At 63.7% G+C, this 16,565-nt stretch carries 16 protein-coding genes; 13 read left to right on the forward strand and 3 right to left on the reverse strand.

Going from position 1 to position 16,565, the window contains the following annotated elements:
• Positions 1-29: 29 nt before the first annotated feature.
• The 9 genes from NKH12_RS14355 (at position 30) to NKH12_RS14395 (ending at position 11,075) form a co-directional block, all read left to right on the forward strand.
• Positions 30-968, forward strand: a complete 939-nt coding sequence (locus tag NKH12_RS14355; protein ID WP_352953716.1) for a GntR family transcriptional regulator — start codon at positions 30-32, stop codon at positions 966-968.
• A gap of 11 nt (positions 969-979) precedes the next feature.
• Entirely contained in the window at positions 980-2,263 is a 1,284-nt protein-coding gene (locus NKH12_RS14360; protein ID WP_352953717.1) for a glycosyltransferase, read from the forward strand.
• 4 nt (positions 2,264-2,267) lie between these two features.
• On the forward strand, positions 2,268-3,650 hold the full coding sequence (locus NKH12_RS14365; RefSeq protein ID WP_352953718.1) for a glutamine synthetase family protein: 1,383 nt from the start codon (positions 2,268-2,270) through the stop codon (positions 3,648-3,650).
• Positions 3,651-3,669: 19 nt separating this feature from the next.
• The gene (locus NKH12_RS14370) at positions 3,670-4,953 is read left to right on the forward strand and encodes an NAD(P)/FAD-dependent oxidoreductase (protein ID WP_352953719.1); all 1,284 of its coding nucleotides are present in this window, start codon (positions 3,670-3,672) and stop codon (positions 4,951-4,953) included.
• A 52-nt stretch (positions 4,954-5,005) separates the two neighbouring features.
• Positions 5,006-6,211: a 3-oxoadipyl-CoA thiolase gene (pcaF, locus tag NKH12_RS14375; RefSeq protein WP_352953720.1), complete on the forward strand. Its 1,206-nt coding sequence runs from the start codon at positions 5,006-5,008 to the stop codon at positions 6,209-6,211.
• A gap of 136 nt (positions 6,212-6,347) precedes the next feature.
• Positions 6,348-7,379 carry a BMP family protein gene (locus NKH12_RS14380; RefSeq protein WP_352953721.1) on the forward strand — a complete coding sequence of 344 codons (1,032 nt, stop codon included), beginning with the start codon at positions 6,348-6,350 and terminating at the stop codon, positions 7,377-7,379.
• 188 nt (positions 7,380-7,567) lie between these two features.
• Positions 7,568-9,079 (forward strand): ABC transporter ATP-binding protein, encoded by a 1,512-nt coding sequence (locus NKH12_RS14385; RefSeq protein WP_352953722.1) that lies wholly within the window; start codon positions 7,568-7,570, stop codon positions 9,077-9,079.
• A complete protein-coding gene (locus tag NKH12_RS14390; protein ID WP_352953723.1) occupies positions 9,079-10,134 on the forward strand; it encodes an ABC transporter permease in 1,056 nt (351 codons plus the stop codon). Before NKH12_RS14385 ends, NKH12_RS14390 begins: the two co-directional genes overlap by 1 nt.
• Positions 10,131-11,075, forward strand: coding sequence for an ABC transporter permease (locus tag NKH12_RS14395; RefSeq protein ID WP_352953724.1), 945 nt, complete (start codon positions 10,131-10,133; stop codon positions 11,073-11,075). Before NKH12_RS14390 ends, NKH12_RS14395 begins: the two co-directional genes overlap by 4 nt.
• A 19-nt stretch (positions 11,076-11,094) precedes the next feature.
• On the opposite strand, the gene NKH12_RS14400 is transcribed toward NKH12_RS14395, so the two are convergent.
• Genes NKH12_RS14400 through NKH12_RS14410 form a run of 3 tightly spaced genes read right to left on the reverse strand, consistent with a single transcriptional unit; the run spans position 11,095 to position 12,065 of the window.
• Complete coding sequence (locus NKH12_RS14400; protein WP_352953725.1) at positions 11,095-11,415, reverse strand: hypothetical protein; 321 nt, start codon at positions 11,413-11,415, stop codon at positions 11,095-11,097.
• Between the two features lie 4 nt (positions 11,416-11,419).
• A complete protein-coding gene (locus NKH12_RS14405; protein ID WP_352953726.1) occupies positions 11,420-11,719 on the reverse strand; it encodes a hypothetical protein in 300 nt (99 codons plus the stop codon).
• A 52-nt stretch (positions 11,720-11,771) separates the two neighbouring features.
• On the reverse strand, positions 11,772-12,065 hold the full coding sequence (locus NKH12_RS14410; RefSeq protein ID WP_352953727.1) for a hypothetical protein: 294 nt from the start codon (positions 12,063-12,065) through the stop codon (positions 11,772-11,774).
• A gap of 229 nt (positions 12,066-12,294) precedes the next feature.
• Between NKH12_RS14410 and NKH12_RS14415 the strand changes: the two genes are divergently transcribed.
• The 4 genes from NKH12_RS14415 to NKH12_RS14430 all read left to right on the forward strand — a co-directional run bounded on the left by NKH12_RS14415 (position 12,295) and on the right by NKH12_RS14430 (position 16,360).
• Complete coding sequence (locus tag NKH12_RS14415) at positions 12,295-14,181, forward strand: MFS transporter (protein ID WP_352953728.1); 1,887 nt, start codon at positions 12,295-12,297, stop codon at positions 14,179-14,181.
• 455 nt (positions 14,182-14,636) lie between these two features.
• The gene (locus NKH12_RS14420) at positions 14,637-14,888 is read left to right on the forward strand and encodes a hypothetical protein (protein ID WP_352953729.1); all 252 of its coding nucleotides are present in this window, start codon (positions 14,637-14,639) and stop codon (positions 14,886-14,888) included.
• 207 nt (positions 14,889-15,095) lie between these two features.
• Positions 15,096-15,251 (forward strand): hypothetical protein, encoded by a 156-nt coding sequence (locus tag NKH12_RS14425; RefSeq protein ID WP_352953730.1) that lies wholly within the window; start codon positions 15,096-15,098, stop codon positions 15,249-15,251.
• 140 nt (positions 15,252-15,391) lie between these two features.
• Positions 15,392-16,360, forward strand: a complete 969-nt coding sequence (locus tag NKH12_RS14430) for an LLM class flavin-dependent oxidoreductase (protein ID WP_352953731.1) — start codon at positions 15,392-15,394, stop codon at positions 16,358-16,360.
• The last annotated feature ends 205 nt before the right edge of the window (positions 16,361-16,565 follow it).

The raw sequence follows: 16,565 nt of genomic DNA on the forward strand, positions 1-16,565 counted from the left end.
AGCGGTCAAGCCCGTTCACGAGAATCGCCATGCAAGCCGTTGCCAGACGACCACGCACCAACCATCTCGATCTCGCTCAGCGCATTCTCGACGTGGCCCGGCAACGCGGCTTCGAGGCCGGTGATCATCTCCCGGAACAGCAGATCGCATCGCTCTGCAACGTCTCGCGGACCCCAGTGCGGGCCGCTTTGCGCCTGCTCACCGAAAAAGGTGTGGTGCGCTGGGAAGCTGAATCCGGCTATCGGCTGGCCGTTGACCTCACCAACCAGGCAACCGTTGCCGCCGACCTGCCGAGCGCCGAAGAAGACGAACTCGCCGAGATGATCCTGCGCGACAGGTCGGCGCGCCGGCTGGATCAGACGGTGACCATCGGCGCGCTGATGCGGCGCTATGATGCCGACCGGAAGACGGTACTAAAAGCGTTAAAGAAACTGACAGATGAAAATCTTCTCGACCGCGCGCCGGGTCAGGCCTGGCTGTTCAGGCGGGCGCCGGACGATCCGGAGGCTCAAGGCGAGAGCTATGAGTTCCGCCTCTTGCTGGAACCCGCCGCCATTCTGGCGCCCGGCTTCCGGCTGGACGGGACGCGTGCGGCGGCCTTGCGCCAGGGCATGGAGGCGCTGCTGGCGCTGCCCGATGCCGCATTCGATATCAGAGAGTTCCAGCGGCTGGACATCGATTTTCACGGCATGATCGCCGACGGCGCCGCCAACCGCTTCGTCACCGACGCGCTATCCGACCATCTCAGGCTGCGCCGGCTGCCGGGGACCTATGCCGGCGTCAACGTCTTCCGGCTGAAGCAATCGCTGCGCGAGCACCTGACCATACTCGACCAACTGGAAAGCCGGCAGTATGAGATTGCAGCCGATCTGCTTCGCGTCCATCTGCGATTGTCCCGTAGCCAGCGACCGCAGGCGGCCAGCCGCGGGGCCCCCGCATTGTTCGGCATGATCAGCCGGCCGGACTGACGAGGACCGTAGTGACGCGCAAAGCCAGCCCGACCATCGCGCTGTTTCCCGAAGCGAGCTTTGGCGCCGCGCTCAATTGCGTCGGCATCGCGCAGGCCTTGCGTGCCCGTGGCGCCCGGCCGGTGTTCATCTGTCACGCCGGCTTTTCCGGCGTGTTCGCCGACTATGGTTTTCAGGAATACCAGTTGCCAACCGACGAGCCGCTGACCGACAGCGAACGCCAGAGCTACTGGCAGGCTTTCGTGCGCCGGCATCTGCCGCATTTCAGGCTGAGCCCGATCGACCAGCTCGAAACCTACGTCGCTCCGACCTGGGAGGCGATCGTCGATACGGCGGTCAATGCCGAGGCGCCGCTGCGCCAGTTGCTGGCCAGGCTGAAGCCGGACGCCGTGGTGCTCGACAATGTCATCATGTTTCCGGCGCTAGCCGCCGCCGGCTGCCCCTGGGTGCGCGTCGTCTCCTGCGCCGAAACCGAGCTTCCCGACGCCGATGTACCACCCTATCTGTCCGGTCTCGCCGCCGACGACCCCAGCCGCGCGGCCTTCGAGTCGCGCTACCTGGCAGCGGTTGCTCCGGCCCATGACCGGTTCAACCGGCTTCGGACCGACACCGGTCTTGCACGCTTGCAGAAGGGTCTTTTTCTGGAAGCGTCGCCCGACCTCAATCTGCTGCTGACCCCGACGATCGTGCGGCGAGAACGCGCCGAGCCGCTCGACCCGGCCCGCTTCGTCTATCTCGAAGGTTGTGTCCGTTCGGAAGGGCCGTTCGACGTACCGGTCTTTCCGCGCAATGACGGGCCGCTGGTCTATCTCAGCTTCGGCAGCCTGGGCGCCATGGATGTCGGCCTGATCGAGCGCATGCTCGCCGTGTTCGATCGGCTTCCGGCCCGCTTCATCGTCAATGCCGGCGGTCTACGCGACTCCTACCGCGCGGTTCCGGACAATGTCTATCTCGACGCCTGGTTTCCGCAGCCGTCGGTCGTCGCGAAATCCGACCTCTTTATCCATCACGGCGGCAACAACAGCTTTTGCGAAGCGCTGCGTTTCGGCGTGCCGTCGCTGATCATGCCCTATTGCTGGGACGGGCATGACAATGCGCGACGCGCCGAGGAAACCGGCGTCGGCCGCCACCTCAGCCGCGATGGCTGGAGCGACGACGAACTGGAAAATGCCATCCTTGGCCTAATGGCCGACGGCGAAATGCGCTTTCGCCTCAAGGAGAATGCGGCCACCATGGCACGGGCGCCGGGAACGGACGCCGCCGCCGAAGCCATTCTCGCCCTCGTAAGGACGTGACCTGATGCTCAACACCACGACGGATGTACCGCAAATGACCCCAATGGACGATCCGAAGGGATGGCTGGAGCAGCAGGGGATCAGGGAAGTCGAGTGCCTGGTGCCGGATGTGAATGGCGTGTTGCGCGGCAAGGCCCTGCCGACGGCCAAGTTCCTGAAGTCGCTCGAGGACCGCGCGCTCTACCTGCCGAGCAGCGCCTTCCTGGTCTGTATAGACGGCCGCTATTCCGGTTCCAACGACGAGGGCTTCGGCTATCAGGACCCCGATATGCGGATGGTGCCGGATGTCGCGACGCTCTGCCTTGCACCCGGCGCCGGAGCGGGCAAAGCTTACGTCTTCGCCGATGCGTTTCACATGGACGATCGGCCGTGGATGGCCTCGCCGCGTCATGTCTTGAGGGCCGTGCTCGATCTCTATCGCCAGCGCGGCTGGCGGGCGGTGGTGGCGCCTGAACTCGAATTCTACCTGACCGCGCCCAATCCCGATCCCGATCGGCCGCTGACAGCGCCGGTCGGACGCAATGGCCGCGCCGAAACCGTACAGCACCCCTATGACATGGCGGCGCTGGAGGAATTCGAGCCGGTGATCCGGCGCCTCTACGACTATGCTGCGGTGGCCGGACTGCCGCTCGACACGCTGATCCATGAATCGGGTACGGCGCAGCTCGAGATCAATTTCCTGCATGGCGACGCGCTGCCGCTGGCCGACAAGGTGCTGCTGTTCAAGCGGATGACTCGCCAGGCCACGCAGGAATATGGCATGCACGCGACCTTCATGGCCAAGCCGATCGCCACACAAGCCGGCAGCTCCATGCATCTCCACATGTCGGTCGTCGACGAGGCGGGGAATACGCTGTTCGCCGGGCGCGACGATGCCGACACCGAAATGTTCGGGCATTTCATCGGCGGCCTGCAGAAATACATTCCCGAGGTGATGCCGCTGTTTGCACCGAACGTGAATTCGTTCCGCCGCATCCGGCCGAACCACAGCGCACCCGCCAACATCGAGTGGTCGCACGACAATCGCTCCTGCGGCCTGCGCGTGCCGGCCGGCGGGCGGGCCGCGCGGCGAGTGGAAAACCGGCTGCCCGGCGCCGACGCCAACCCCTATCTGGCGATGGCCGGCTCGCTGCTCTGTGGCTATCTCGGCGTCGAGGAAAAGCTCTCGCGTTCGCCCGAGGCATCGGGCAACGCCTATCGCAGCAAGAGCACGCTGCCGAAAACCATGGAGGAGGCGCTCGACCGTTTCGCCGCGTGCAGTCCGGTTCGGGAGTTGCTCGGCGAGGATTTCTTCCAGACCTATCTGCGCGTCAAGAGCGTCGAGCTCGACCTGTTCCAGAGCGTCGTCACGAGCTGGGAACGCGACCATCTGCTGCTCAAGGTTTAGTGATGGCTTCAATTCTGGCGTGTTCAACTCCGGCCTCGATATCGGCAAATCCTATTATGTCGCAACGGCCAATCCGGCGCCGGATCATCCGGCGCTGCAGGGCGATATCGACGCCGATCTGGTGGTGGTCGGCGGCGGCTGTACCGGCCTGTCAGCAGCCCTTCACGCTGCCGAGCGCGGGCTGAAGGTCGTGCTCTTGGAGGGCGGCAAGATCGGCTGGGGGGCATCGGGGCGCAATGGCGGCCAGATCATCCCCGGCCTGCGCAAGGGCGCCAAGGGTCTGGTAAGGCTTTATGGGCCGGAACGGGCGCGGGCGCTTTTCGATCTCGCCTTCGAGGCGCGCAGGCTGGTGCTCGACCTGATCGAGCGTCACGCCATCGATTGCGACCTCAGGCTGACCGGCCACCTGGCCGGTGCGGTCAACGGCTCCGACCTGCGCGACCTCGAGGAAGAGGCGGAGTGCCTTGCCAGCGTAATGAATTTTCATGATGTCGAGATGCTGTCGGCCGCGCAGGCGCGTGGAATGGTGAACACGCCCTATCACGGCGCGATGTACGAAAAACTCGGCGGCCATATGCATCCGCTGAATTATACGCTTGGTTTTGCACGCGCAGCTGCAGCGGCGGGCGTCACCATCCACGAAAATTCGGTGGCGCTGCAGCTGGAGCGGGAACCTGCCATTAGGGTGGCGACGGCCAAGGGCTCGGTCCGGGCCAGGCACGTCGTGCTGGCGGGCGACGCGCTGCTCCAGGGGCTCGAGCCGCGCGTCAACAGCCGGATCATGCCGGTTGGCAACTACATCGTCGCCACCGAGCCGCTGGGCGACACGAGCGATGTCATCCCAAGCAATGTGGCCGTTTCCGACACCCGCTTCGTGGTCAACTACTACCGGCTATCGGCGGACGGCCGCCTGCTGTTCGGCGGCGGCGAGCGCTACACGCCGTCGCCGCCCGCAGACATTGCCGGCTTCGTGCGGCCGCATATGGAAAAGACCTTTCCGCAATTGCGCGGCCGCCGCATCGATCATGCATGGGGCGGGCTGGTCTCGGTGACGACATCGCGCCTGCCGGATGTCGGCCACTATGGCGAGGTCTATTTTGCGCACGGCTATTCCGGCAAGGGCGTGATCCTGTCGACGCTGTCAGGAAAGCTGCTCGCCGAGGCGATCACCGGCGATACTTCGCGGCTCGATCTGTTTTCGACGCTGAGGCCAATGCCGTTTCCCGGCGGCACGGCGCTGCGCGGTCCGCTCTATGTGCTCGGCATGCTCTGGTATGCGATGCGCGACCGCGTCAAGCGTTGAGGATCGGCAAGTGGGCCCGCACCGGGGAAACGCAAGAGAGAAAGCTGCATAGATGGCCGAGGCCTTTATCTGCGACTACATCCGCACGCCGATCGGACGCTTCGGTGGGCAGTTGGCGTCGGTCCGCGCCGACGATCTTGGCGCGATACCTCTAAGGGCGCTGGTCGAACGCAATCCCGGCATAGATTGGGCCGCGGTCGATGACGTCGTCTATGGCTGCGCCAACCAGGCCGGCGAGGACAACCGCAATGTCGCGCGCATGGCGCTACTGCTCGCCGGACTGCCGAAAGAGATTTCCGGCTCGACCGTCAATCGCCTCTGCGGTTCCGGCATGGACGCCGTGATCATCGCCGCGCGCGCCATCAAATCAGGCGAGGCGGAGCTGATGATATCAGGCGGCGTCGAATCGATGTCGCGCGCGCCGTTCGTCATGCCCAAGGCGGAGACGGCGTTTTCGCGCAATGCCGAGATCTATGACACCACCATCGGCTGGCGCTTCGTCAACCCGCTGATGAAGAAGCAGTACGGCATCGACTCGATGCCGGAGACCGGCGAGAACGTCGCCGAAGAGTTCGCCATCTCCCGCGCGGAGCAGGATGCCTTTGCCGTGCGGAGCCAGGACAAGGCGGTGGCCGCGCAGGCCAATGGCCGGCTGTCGAAGGAAATCACTCCGGTGACGATCCCGCAGCGCAAGGGCGACGCGGTCATCGTCTTGAAGGACGAGCATCCACGCGCAGGTACGACGATCGAGGCGCTGGCGAAATTGCCGACGCCTTTCCGGCAAGGCGGCACGGTCACGGCCGGCAATGCGTCGGGCGTCAACGACGGTGCAGCGGCGCTGATCGTCGCCTCGGAAGCCGCGGTGAAGAAATACGGGCTGACGCCGATCGCCCGCATTCTTGGAGGAGCGGCGGCCGGCGTGGCGCCGCGCATCATGGGCATCGGCCCGGTGCCGGCCACCAAGAAGCTGTGTGCCCGGCTCGGTCTGAAGCCGGCAGATTTCGACGTCATCGAGCTCAATGAAGCCTTCGCCTCCCAAGCCATCGCCGTGCTTCGCCAGCTTGGCATCGCCGAGGACGCGGAGCACGTCAACCCGAATGGCGGCGCCATCGCGCTCGGCCATCCGCTCGGCATGTCGGGTGCGCGCATTACCGGCACCGCGGCGCTGGAACTTCGCGAACGCGGCGGCCGCTATGCGCTCGCCACCATGTGCATCGGCGTCGGCCAGGGCATCGCGGTGGCGCTAGAGAGGCAGTAAACACGATCAAGCGCCGGCCAGCTGCAGCCCCGGCAAATTTGACCATGTGGACAAAGGTCGGACGCCGTTCCATAGTTCTCGCTGATAATTCAAAGAAACAGCCGGCTCGACACGGCGCCAATCAGAGGGGCATGCAATGGAAAATGGGAAGAGCAAAATGCAATCGAAACGCGAAGGGCTTTCGCGACGCAACGTGCTGGAACTCGGAGCGCTTGGCCTGGCGGCAGCCATGCTGCCGGGCAGTGCCTTGGCGCAGGACAAGAAGCTGAAGGTGGCGGCGATCTTCGCCACGCCGACCGAGGAGCCATGGGTCCACCAGATCCATGTCGCCCTGCAGAGGGCCGAGAAGGAACTCGGCATCGAGTACAAATGGTCGGAGAAGGTGCAGACGGCCGATTTCAGCCGTGTCATGCGCGAATACGCGCAAGGCGGCTATGAGTTGGTTCTCGGCGACGCTTTTGCGGCCGAGCGCGAATCCCGCCGCACGGCCAAGCAATTTCCGAAGGTCGCGTTCCTGTTCGGCTCCGGCGCCGGGCCGGCTGAGCCGAATTTCGCGGTCTTCGACAACTGGATCCACGAGCCGGCTTATCTCTCCGGCCTGATCGCCGGAAAGATGTCGAAATCAGGCACGATCGGCGCCGTCGCGGCGATGGGCATTCCGGAAGTGAACCGGCTGGTCAATGCCTTCTTCGCCGGCGCCCGGGAGGTCAATCCTGACATCAAGAGGAAGGTCGCTTTCATCGGCTCGTTCTTCGACCCGCCAAAGGCCAAGGAAGCGGCTATCGCCCAGATCGACGCCGGCGTCGACGTGATCTATGCCGAACGTTTCGGCGTCATCGAAGCGGCGGTCGAGAGGAAGATCCTCGCCATCTCCAACATGTCCGACCAGTCCAACCTCGGCCCCGACACGGTGATCACCGGCCCGGTCTGGGACATGTATCCGACGGTCGAGCACGCGATCAAGCTGGTCAAGGCCGGCGTCTTCACCGCGCAGGATTACGGCGATTTCTCGCGCATGGCCAAGGGCGGTTCCTTTCTGGCGCCGTATCACAAATTCGACAAGACGCTGCCCGCCGACGTCAAGGAGCTGGTCGAGAAGAAAAAGGCCGAGATCCTCGACGGCAATTTCCGCGTCAACGTCGACGAGGACACGCCGGTCTCGGATTAGAACGGCCTATCCCTCCCCCTTGAGAGGAGGGTGGCCCGAAGGGCCGGGTGGGGTCTGCTGTGACGCGCTCCATCCTTATCGGTCTAATGGTCGAGGCGGTTGAGGTGACCCCTCCCGCCTCGCTTCGCTCGGCACCCTCCACTCGAGGGGGAGGGGTATCCGCGCCATCTCTCACCGGGAGCCTCATCTTGCCTGCCCCTCTCATCGAAATGCGCGGCATCTCCAAGAGCTTCGGCGCCGTCAAGGCGAACGAAGCCGTCGATCTCAGCGTTGCGCCGGGCGAAATTCTGGGGCTGCTCGGTGAAAACGGCGCCGGCAAGACGACGCTGATGAACGTGCTGTTCGGCGCCTATGCGCCGGATGCCGGCGAGATCCTGGTCCAGGGCAGGCCAGTGACGATCAACAGTTCGGCCGATGCGCTTGCCGCAGGCATCGGCATGGTGCACCAGCATTTCCATCTCGCACCGCGGCTTTCGGTGCTGGAAAACCTGCTGATAGGTATTCCCGGAAAGACAGGCCGGATCGATCGCGCCGGCGGGCGGGCGCGGCTCAACGAGATCGGCCGCCAGCATGGGCTCACGCTTGATCCGGACCTTCCCGTCTCGGCATTGTCGATAGGCGAGCAGCAGCGGCTCGAAATCGTCAAGGCGCTGTTTCGCGGCGCAAGGCTGCTGATCCTCGACGAGCCGACGGCGGTGCTGGCGCCAACCGAGGTCGACGGGCTGTTTTCGGCGCTGCGGTCGATGGCGGCCCAGGGTCTCGGCATCATCTTCATCTCGCACAAGCTCAACGAGGTGCGCGCGCTGACCCATCGCTGCGTGGTGCTGCGGCATGGCCGCGTGACCGGGCGCGTCGATACCCCCGCAAGCACGACATCCTCGGAGATGGCGCGGCTGATGTGCGGCCACGAGATCGTTCCGCCGGCCAGGGGACCATCGACGCCGGGTGCCGCGGTCCTGACCCTCGACGGCATCTCGACGTCGCGGCATTCCGGCATGGCGCTGCGCGACGTGTCGCTCTTCGTGCGTGCCGGCGAGATCCTCGGCATTGCCGGTGTCGCAGGCAATGGCCAGCGGGCGCTTGCCGAGGTGATCTCCGGCGTTCGCGTGCCCGATGCCGGCCAGATGACGATAGCCGGCAAAATTGTCTCGCGGTTCTCGCCGCGCGAGGTGCAGGCGCTCGGTCTCGGGCGTATACCGGAAGACCGGATGACGACCGGGCTGGTCACCAATCTGCCGCTCGCAGACTCGATGGTGCTGCCGCGCATCGGCACGGATGCGTTCAGCCGCAACGGCCTGCTCAGGCCAGACGCGATCCGCGCCTTCGCCGAAGCGCAGATCAAGGCCTATGACATACGCTGCCCCGGGCCGATGACGCGAGCCGGAGCGCTGTCTGGTGGCAATCTGCAAAAGGCGCTGCTGGCGCGCGAACTCGCCTTCGACCCAAAGGTGCTGATCGTGTCGCAGCCGACGCGCGGTCTCGACATCGGTGCGGCGCGCTTTATCCACGAAAAGTTCCTCGACATGCGTGCCAGGGGCTGCGGCATCGTCGTCATCGGCGAAGATCTCGAAGAGCTGCTCATGCTCTGCGACCGCATCGCCGTGATGTATGAGGGACGCATCGTCGGCACGCTCGACAGCGCCGACGCCACCATTGCGCGGCTCGGCCTGATGATGACCGGGGCGGAGGGTCATAGTTGATGTTTCGCCTCGAAGCCCGCACCAGCACGCCAGGCTGGTTCAATCTCGCTTTGCCGCTGCTGGCGATCGGAGCAACGCTGGTGCTGTGCAGCGGCCTCATCGCGCTGGCCGGTGCCGGCGTCATCGAAGCCTATGGCGTGATGTTCTCGGCGTCGCTCGGCGACAGCTATGCGATTACGGAGACGCTGGTGCGTGCTGCTCCGATGATCTTTACCGGGCTTGCCGTGGCGGTCGCTTTCCGCGCCAAATTCTGGAATATCGGCGCCGAGGGGCAGTTGCTGGCCGGCGCGGTGGCAAGCTGCGCCGTCGGCGCCATCCCGATGCCGGGGCCGCTCGCCATGCTGCTGATGGCCTTGGCGGGTGCGGCTGCCGGTGCGGCAGTCGCCCTAGTGCCGGCGACGCTGCGCGTAGAATTTAGGGTCGACGACGTGGTCAGCTCGCTGCTGCTCAACTCGGTCATCTTCTACGCCCTAATGGCGCTGATCGAAGGCCCGTGGAAAGACAGTTTCAGCGGCTATCCGATTTCGCCGCCGATCGAAGACACGGCGAACTTCCCGGTGCTGTTCGAAGGCATGCGGCTGCATCTCGGTGTGGTGGCAGCGCTGATCGCCGCGCCGTTGATCTGGTTCCTGATCGCGCGCACCACGCTCGGCTTCAGGATCAGGGTCATCGGCGAGAATCCCGAGGCCGCGCGCTATGGCGGCATCCATGTCGAGCGGGTGCTGATCTCGACGGCGCTGCTGTCCGGCGCGCTGGCCGGGCTTGCCGGCGTCGGCGAGGTCGGCGGCGTGCATTTCCAGGTGATGAGCGACATCTCGCCGGGCTATGGCTATTCCGGCATCGTCGTCGCCATGCTGGCGAGGCTCAACCCGCTTGGTGTGGTGCCGGCGGCGCTCTTCCTCGCCGCGGTCATGACTGGCGCCGAGGCGATGTCGCGGGCCACCGGCGTTCCGGCCTTCCTCAGCGACGTCATCCAGGGAACCGCGCTGCTCGCCATGCTGGTGGCGCTGCTGTTCACCGCCTACCGCATCCGCCGCGTGGGGACAGCCAAATGAACGTAGTGCTCGAACAGATCTTCCAGGTCGGCTTCCTCGCCGCGATCATCCGCATTGCCACGCCGCTGGCTTTCGCAACGCTGGGCGAGATGTTCTCCGAGCGCGCCGGTGTGCTCAATCTCGGCATCGAAGGCATCATGCTGTTGTCGGCGATGACCGGCTTCACCGCGACCAGCCTCAGCGGCAGCCTGTGGCTCGGCGTGCTTGCGGCAGTTGTCACCGGTGCGCTGATGGGTGCTGTGCATGCGCTGTTTACGGTGGCGCTCGGCCTCAGCCAGCATGTCTGCGGCATCGGCGTGACGCTGTTCTCGTCGGGCCTCGCCTATTTCCTTTACCGGCTGATCTTCGGCCAGCAATCGGTGCCGCCCAGCATCAAGAGTTTCGAAACGCTGCCGATCCCTGTTCTCTCCGACATCCCGGTGCTCGGACCGGCGGTGTTCAACCAGTTTTCGCTGGTTTACATGGCGATGGCAGCCATCCCCCTGGCCGCCTTCGTGCTCTACCGGACGCCGTGGGGCCTGTCGGTGCGCATGGTCGGCGAAAATCCGCGCGCCGCCGATTCGGCCGGCGTCGGCGTCATCGCCACGCGGTTCCAGGCGGTGATCCTCGGCGGCGCGCTGATGGGGCTGGCCGGGGCTTTCCTGTCGATGGTGCAGTTCAACGCCTTCACCTTCGGCCTTGTCTCCGGGCGTGGCTGGGTGGCGATCGCGCTCGTCGTCTTCGGCCGTTGGGATCCCTGGCGTTCGGCGGGAGCTGCATTGCTGTTCGCCTTCGTCGATGCCTTGCAACTGCGCATGCAGGCGAGCGGGCTCGGCCACATCCCCTATGAGGCGTTCCTGATGCTGCCCTTCATCTTCACCATCGTCGCCATGGCGGTGATGTCGCGCAACGCCGTCGCTCCATCGGCGCTGCTCAAGCCGTTTCGCCGGGAAGAACGCTGACAGGCTGGGGAGGGAATTCTCAGCCGCCGCTGAGCGCCCGGATTACATTCGGCAGCGCCGGCAGCGTCAACAAAACCGTGCCGGCAAGCCAGATGGACGAGACGACGATGCTTCTGGGGCGCGCCGACCAGCGCTCATAGAGCGCGGCCGGGACGCCGGCGAGCATGATGGTCATCGTCGACAGGATCAGCGCACTTGCCATGTAAACGATCTGGGTTAAGGGAGGCGCCCAGCCCGGATACCAGACAGGATAGAACAGGAACACCATCAGCACCCACGGCGAAAAGATACCGTTGACGATGGCGACCGCCATGACCGGCACAAGAGCGTTTCTGTCCATTGCCTCAACCCCCCTGTGAAGCCATCGGCGCAATGCCAAAATTGATCAGCAAGACGAGATAGAACACGCGCAAGGCCATAAGCCAGAGCACGCTGAAGACGATCAGCACCGGCTGGGTCAGGATCGACGGCGTGATGGTCCGCACGATCCGCAGGAACGGGTCCGTGACAGTCTTGAAGAAGCGCCAGATGTAGTTGTCCCAGCTTTCGGGCACGAAGAGACCGAGCAGGAGACGCCCCATCAGCGTATACATCACCGCGGCGAGGATGAAATTCGGTATGTGGTTGCCGAAGCCCGCGATCATGCCCGCGACCGCACCAGCCGAGTTGGCCCGCTTAAAGTCGATGCGTTCCAGATCAACGGTGGGGATCGGAACCTCTCAGGCGCAGGAATATCAGCCTTATAGCCAGGACAACTGCCAGGATCAGGACGTTCGAAAACAGCCCAACCGCCGTTGGGACGATCAGGTCGCTGCGATCGTCCCCCATTGCCGCGGGGACCAGAATGGCGACAAAAATGGTCCCCAGTAGAAGCGGCAGCACAAAGCCCGTCTGGGCAGCCGTATTGAACGCGGTTATCACAAGCACCACAAGCAAACCGATCCGGAACGGGTCGGATATTTGCGACAGAAAAACTTCGGTATATTGCATCAGAAATCTCGTACGTGCGGGTTTATTGCGTTGGCAGTCCCCGTGTGTGCGGGTCAAATGCATTCCGCCGGAGATGTTGCGAACCAATCGCCGCATTAGACTAAAGTCATAGAACCAAAGCACCTCTGCCCTCGCGGAGGCATTTCTGCCATTTATTGAGGCCGAGCGTGGCGATTCAAGTGAGAACGCCATTCTCTTCAAGACTTGCTCGGCAAAGGGAGGAAATGCAATGGCTATCGCAGCAACCGCGGGCGATAAGCGACGCGGCATGTCGAGAGAGGAAAAGAAGGTCATCTTCGCTTCCTCGCTTGGCACCGTATTCGAGTGGTATGATTTCTATCTCTACGGATCGCTGGCCGCCTTCATCGGCGCGGCTTTCTTCAGCCAGTATCCGGAAGCCACCCGCAACATTTTCGCGCTGCTCGCCTTCGCCGCGGGCTTTCTGGTGCGTCCTTTCGGCGCGCTGGTGTTCGGCCGCATCGGAGATCTCGTCGGCCGCAAATATACTTTCCTAATCACCATCCTGATCATGGGCCTTTCGACGTTCTTCGTCGGCCTGCTACCCGGATCGGCGACGATCGGCATTGCCGCGCCGATCATCCTGATAGGCTTGCGCATGCTGCAGGGCCTGGCGCTCGGCGGCGAATATGGCGGTGCTGCGACCTATGTGGCCGAACACGCGCCAGATGACCGCCGCGGCTACTACACCTCGTGGATCCAGACCACGGCGACGCTCGGCCTGTTCCTGTCGCTAGTCATCATCCTCGCCGTCCAGACTTATCTCGGCAAGGAGGCCTTCGCCGCGTGGGGCTGGCGCGTGCCGTTCCTGCTGTCCTTCGTCCTCCTAGGCATATCTGTCTGGATCCGGCTTTCGCTCAATGAATCGCCGACCTTCCAGCGCATGAAGGACGAGGGCAAGGGCTCCAAGGCGCCGCTGACTGAAGCCTTCGGCCAGTGGAAGAACGCCAAGATCGCGCTGCTCGCTCTGTTCGGCCTGACCGCCGGCCAGGCCGTCGTGTGGTATTCGGGCCAGTTCTACGCGCTGTTCTTCCTGCAGAACGTGCTCAAGGTCGACGCGCAGGCCGTCAACATCATGATCGCCATCTCGCTAGCCCTCGGCACCGGCGGCTTCGTCCTGTTCGGCTGGCTGTCAGACAAAATTGGTCGCAAGCCGATCATCATGGCCGGGCTTGCGCTCGCAATCGTTACCTACTTCCCGCTGTTCAAGGCGCTGACCTGGGCGGCTAACCCTGCGCTCGCCACCGCCCAGGAAAACGTGCGTGCCACGGTCACGGCTGCGCCCGGTGACTGCCGGTTCCAGTTCAACCCCACGGGTACGGCGAAGTTCACGACCTCCTGCGATATCGCCACCGCCTTCCTGACCAAGAACTCCGTACCCTACGACGTAGTCAGCACCGCGCCGGCAGGAACGGCTGCTACGATCCAAATCGGCGAAACCAAGATCGAATCCTTCGACGCGATCGCCGCCGGCGACGAAGCCAAGGCCAAGGATGCGGCGCTTGCAAAGGCCATTAACTTGGCCTTGCAGGATGCGGGCTACCCGCTGGTCCGCGAGCCGGCGAAGGTCGTGGACTCGAAACTGGACGCCTTGGTGGCCGCCAATCCGCGCCTCAACCTTGACGCAGCGGCAATCCGTGCCGGCGACAAGGCGATGGTCCCGGTCGAACAGGCTATTAAGGACAAGCTGATCACCGCCGAGGAAGCCGCAGGCGCAACCGAAGTCGCAGTCTACAGCGTTCCCGGCGCGGGCGCGTTCAAGATGGTCGCCGATCCGGCCGCGGTTAACTGGACGGCAATCATCGCAATCCTCTTCGTCCTCGTCATATACGTGACGATGGTCTACGGGCCAATCGCGGCGATCTTGGTCGAGATGTTCCCGACCCGCATCCGCTACACCGGCATGTCACTGCCCTATCACATCGGCAATGGCTGGTTCGGCGGGCTCCTACCCGCGACGGTGTTCGCGATGAGTGCGGCGGCCGGCGATATCTACTACGGCCTCTGGTACCCGATCGCGATATCGGCCATGTCGCTGGTAATCGGAATGCTCTTTGTTAAGGACACGCTCGGCACCGATCTGCACGCCAAGCAGTAACGACCGGTCTCGACAAGAAACCCGGCTGCGGGAAACCGCGCCGGGTTTTCCACTTCTCTGCTGAGTCAGGGCTGTGTTGGGCAGCCGGGTACGAAGTCGATTTCAAGAACGAGATGCTGCAGGCCCTCGGCGATCACGTCATAGCGGCGTGGACAGATTACCTCCGCTCCCATCTGATCTCGATAAGGCGCCGAAAGCGGATGGGGTTCCATCTGCTGAACGCGGGAACAAGCAGCCGATTGCGGAGTTGAAGCGGCGGTAGAGGTTGCCGCAATGAACTCCAGTCCCGTGCTGCAGCACATTTATTGGATAATTGCTCTCGACGTTTCAGTCGTGCCTAGCGCACCCCGCTCTTACCGCGGCGTGGCCGCAAATGACGCAGCGCGATCGTAACGCCACTTCATCACCGGAAGACAAGAAGGACGGCATAGGACGAGCGCTCGGACTCGCTGACCATGGTTCTGGCACTGATGTGGAAAGCCACGACCGCAGGCAGCAAGAATCCCAAGCACACGGAAGTCTGGCTCTACCTCGATGAGAAATCGCGTCCAGCCGATGGCCCGGCGCGGCGGGTGTTCGGCACCATCCTGGGCGACGTTTATAAACTCTACGCCCAGATCGCGCTCGGCGTGGCGGTCGGGTTCTTCCTGGTATCGCTCGTGCTGATGCTGTTCGGCCTGGAAGCTTACAGGCCGCCCGCCAACTAGGCGGCCGCTCCGCCCAGTCCCTGCCCCTCCGCCCGCACGACCTGGCGTTTTGCCGTCGGGCCGATCGGCGCTCGGAAGTGCCCGCGCGAAGCAGCAAACAAACCAATTTGTCATCCGATTGGAGAAAAACATTCTATGGATCGCTGGAAAATAGCACTCGACAAAGTCTACTGATTTACTAGATTAACCGGCGAGACGGAGGTCGATATGTCCTATTTCCAGAACGCCCACACTGCCCGCAAAGGCCAAAGGCTCGGTTCTGAGCAGACTTGGCGGCCAGCCTATGCGGGCGCCTTTGCCTATCTCGTCTTTGCCCTTGCGTTCGTGTTCACCGGGGCAGTCGTTGTGGGCCTTATCCCCTGATCCTGGAGCCCGGAGTGATCGGTTCCTGACTTACAGGGATAGCGATCTGCCGTTTCGTAATATCGGAGTTGAATGAACCGAATGCCGGGTGTGCTTTTGCGCACGCCCCCCTTGACCCCAACGTGATGGAGGAGATGGCGATGCCGATCGAGTTCACGCATGTTCCCGGTAAAACTCACCCTGCCGATTCAACCCTGCCGTTTTTCTACGATTTCGCGGAAACCGCGACAAAGCTGGCGCTGATCGAGGACATCGGTTTTCAGAAGATCGTCGTCGACGATCCGGCCGGGCTGCTGACCAATATGGATATTGCCGCCCGGGCGCTGGACCGCACGTCCTCACTCGAGGTCGTTCTCACGCACTGGGCCGGTGTGATCGAGCCGACGGTGGCGGCACGGCAATTGGCGGGCCTCGACGCAAAAGGTGGCGGTCGGCTGTCGCTCAGGATGCTCAGCGAGCCGCTGAACGACGACGATGCCGAGGCACGTCCGGTCGGCCACACGCTCATCTGGCAGCGGATCGACGAATATTTGGTGCTGCTGAAGCGGTTGTGGTCGAACAACAGACCGTTCGATCATGAAGGCGCCTTCTATAGCGTCAAAGGCGGCTATGTGCCGCGCAAGGGACCCCATGGCGCCGACATGACCATCCGCATGGGCGGGCAGTCCGGAACGGCGCTCAGGGTCGCCGGGCGGCATGCCGATGTCTTCGAACTGGCGCCGGGTTCGCTCGACGAGATCCGGCAGCTGATGGAGCGGGTGCGCAGTGCCGCCGCGGAACACGGCCGGGCCGGCAAGCTGCGTTTCGCGCTTCCCGTCCGGGTCCGTCCGGCGGACAACGCTGCCTGCCAGAAGGCGGTCGAAATTGCCGGGCCGCCGGCGCAGATTGCGTTGTCATTGTTTCCTTACACGGCCTTGGGAATCGAGGAATTCATGGTCGTCGGCATCGACAGGCCGCGCGAGATCGCAACGGCGGGTTGTGAAACGATCGCGCTGATGCGCAACTCTCTGGCGCGCCGCGAGGCGGATGTCCCTCAGCCCGGGGCGTTTGCGTCTCGCCCGATCCGGGAAGCACGTGCCGGCGGAATAGCAGCGACTTGTCGGCGTTGACAGCCCCGCTGAAGTCGATTTTTCCTTCATAGCGGGTCGAAACTTCCAGCACCGAGCTCGATCTCGCGGAGGTTCTCCCGGTGAGCCCTGGGTGGCGACATCGCCGTCGACCGTCCCAAAGGCGCTTTCTACCCGTTCCCTAATGTTGATCGGATCGAGAGTGGTGGTCGCCCTCCTGCGCGACGCGTGGCCGCCAAGCAGCACC

Source organism: Mesorhizobium sp. M1322 (assembly GCF_040318085.1).
Lineage (GTDB): Bacteria > Pseudomonadota > Alphaproteobacteria > Rhizobiales > Rhizobiaceae > Mesorhizobium.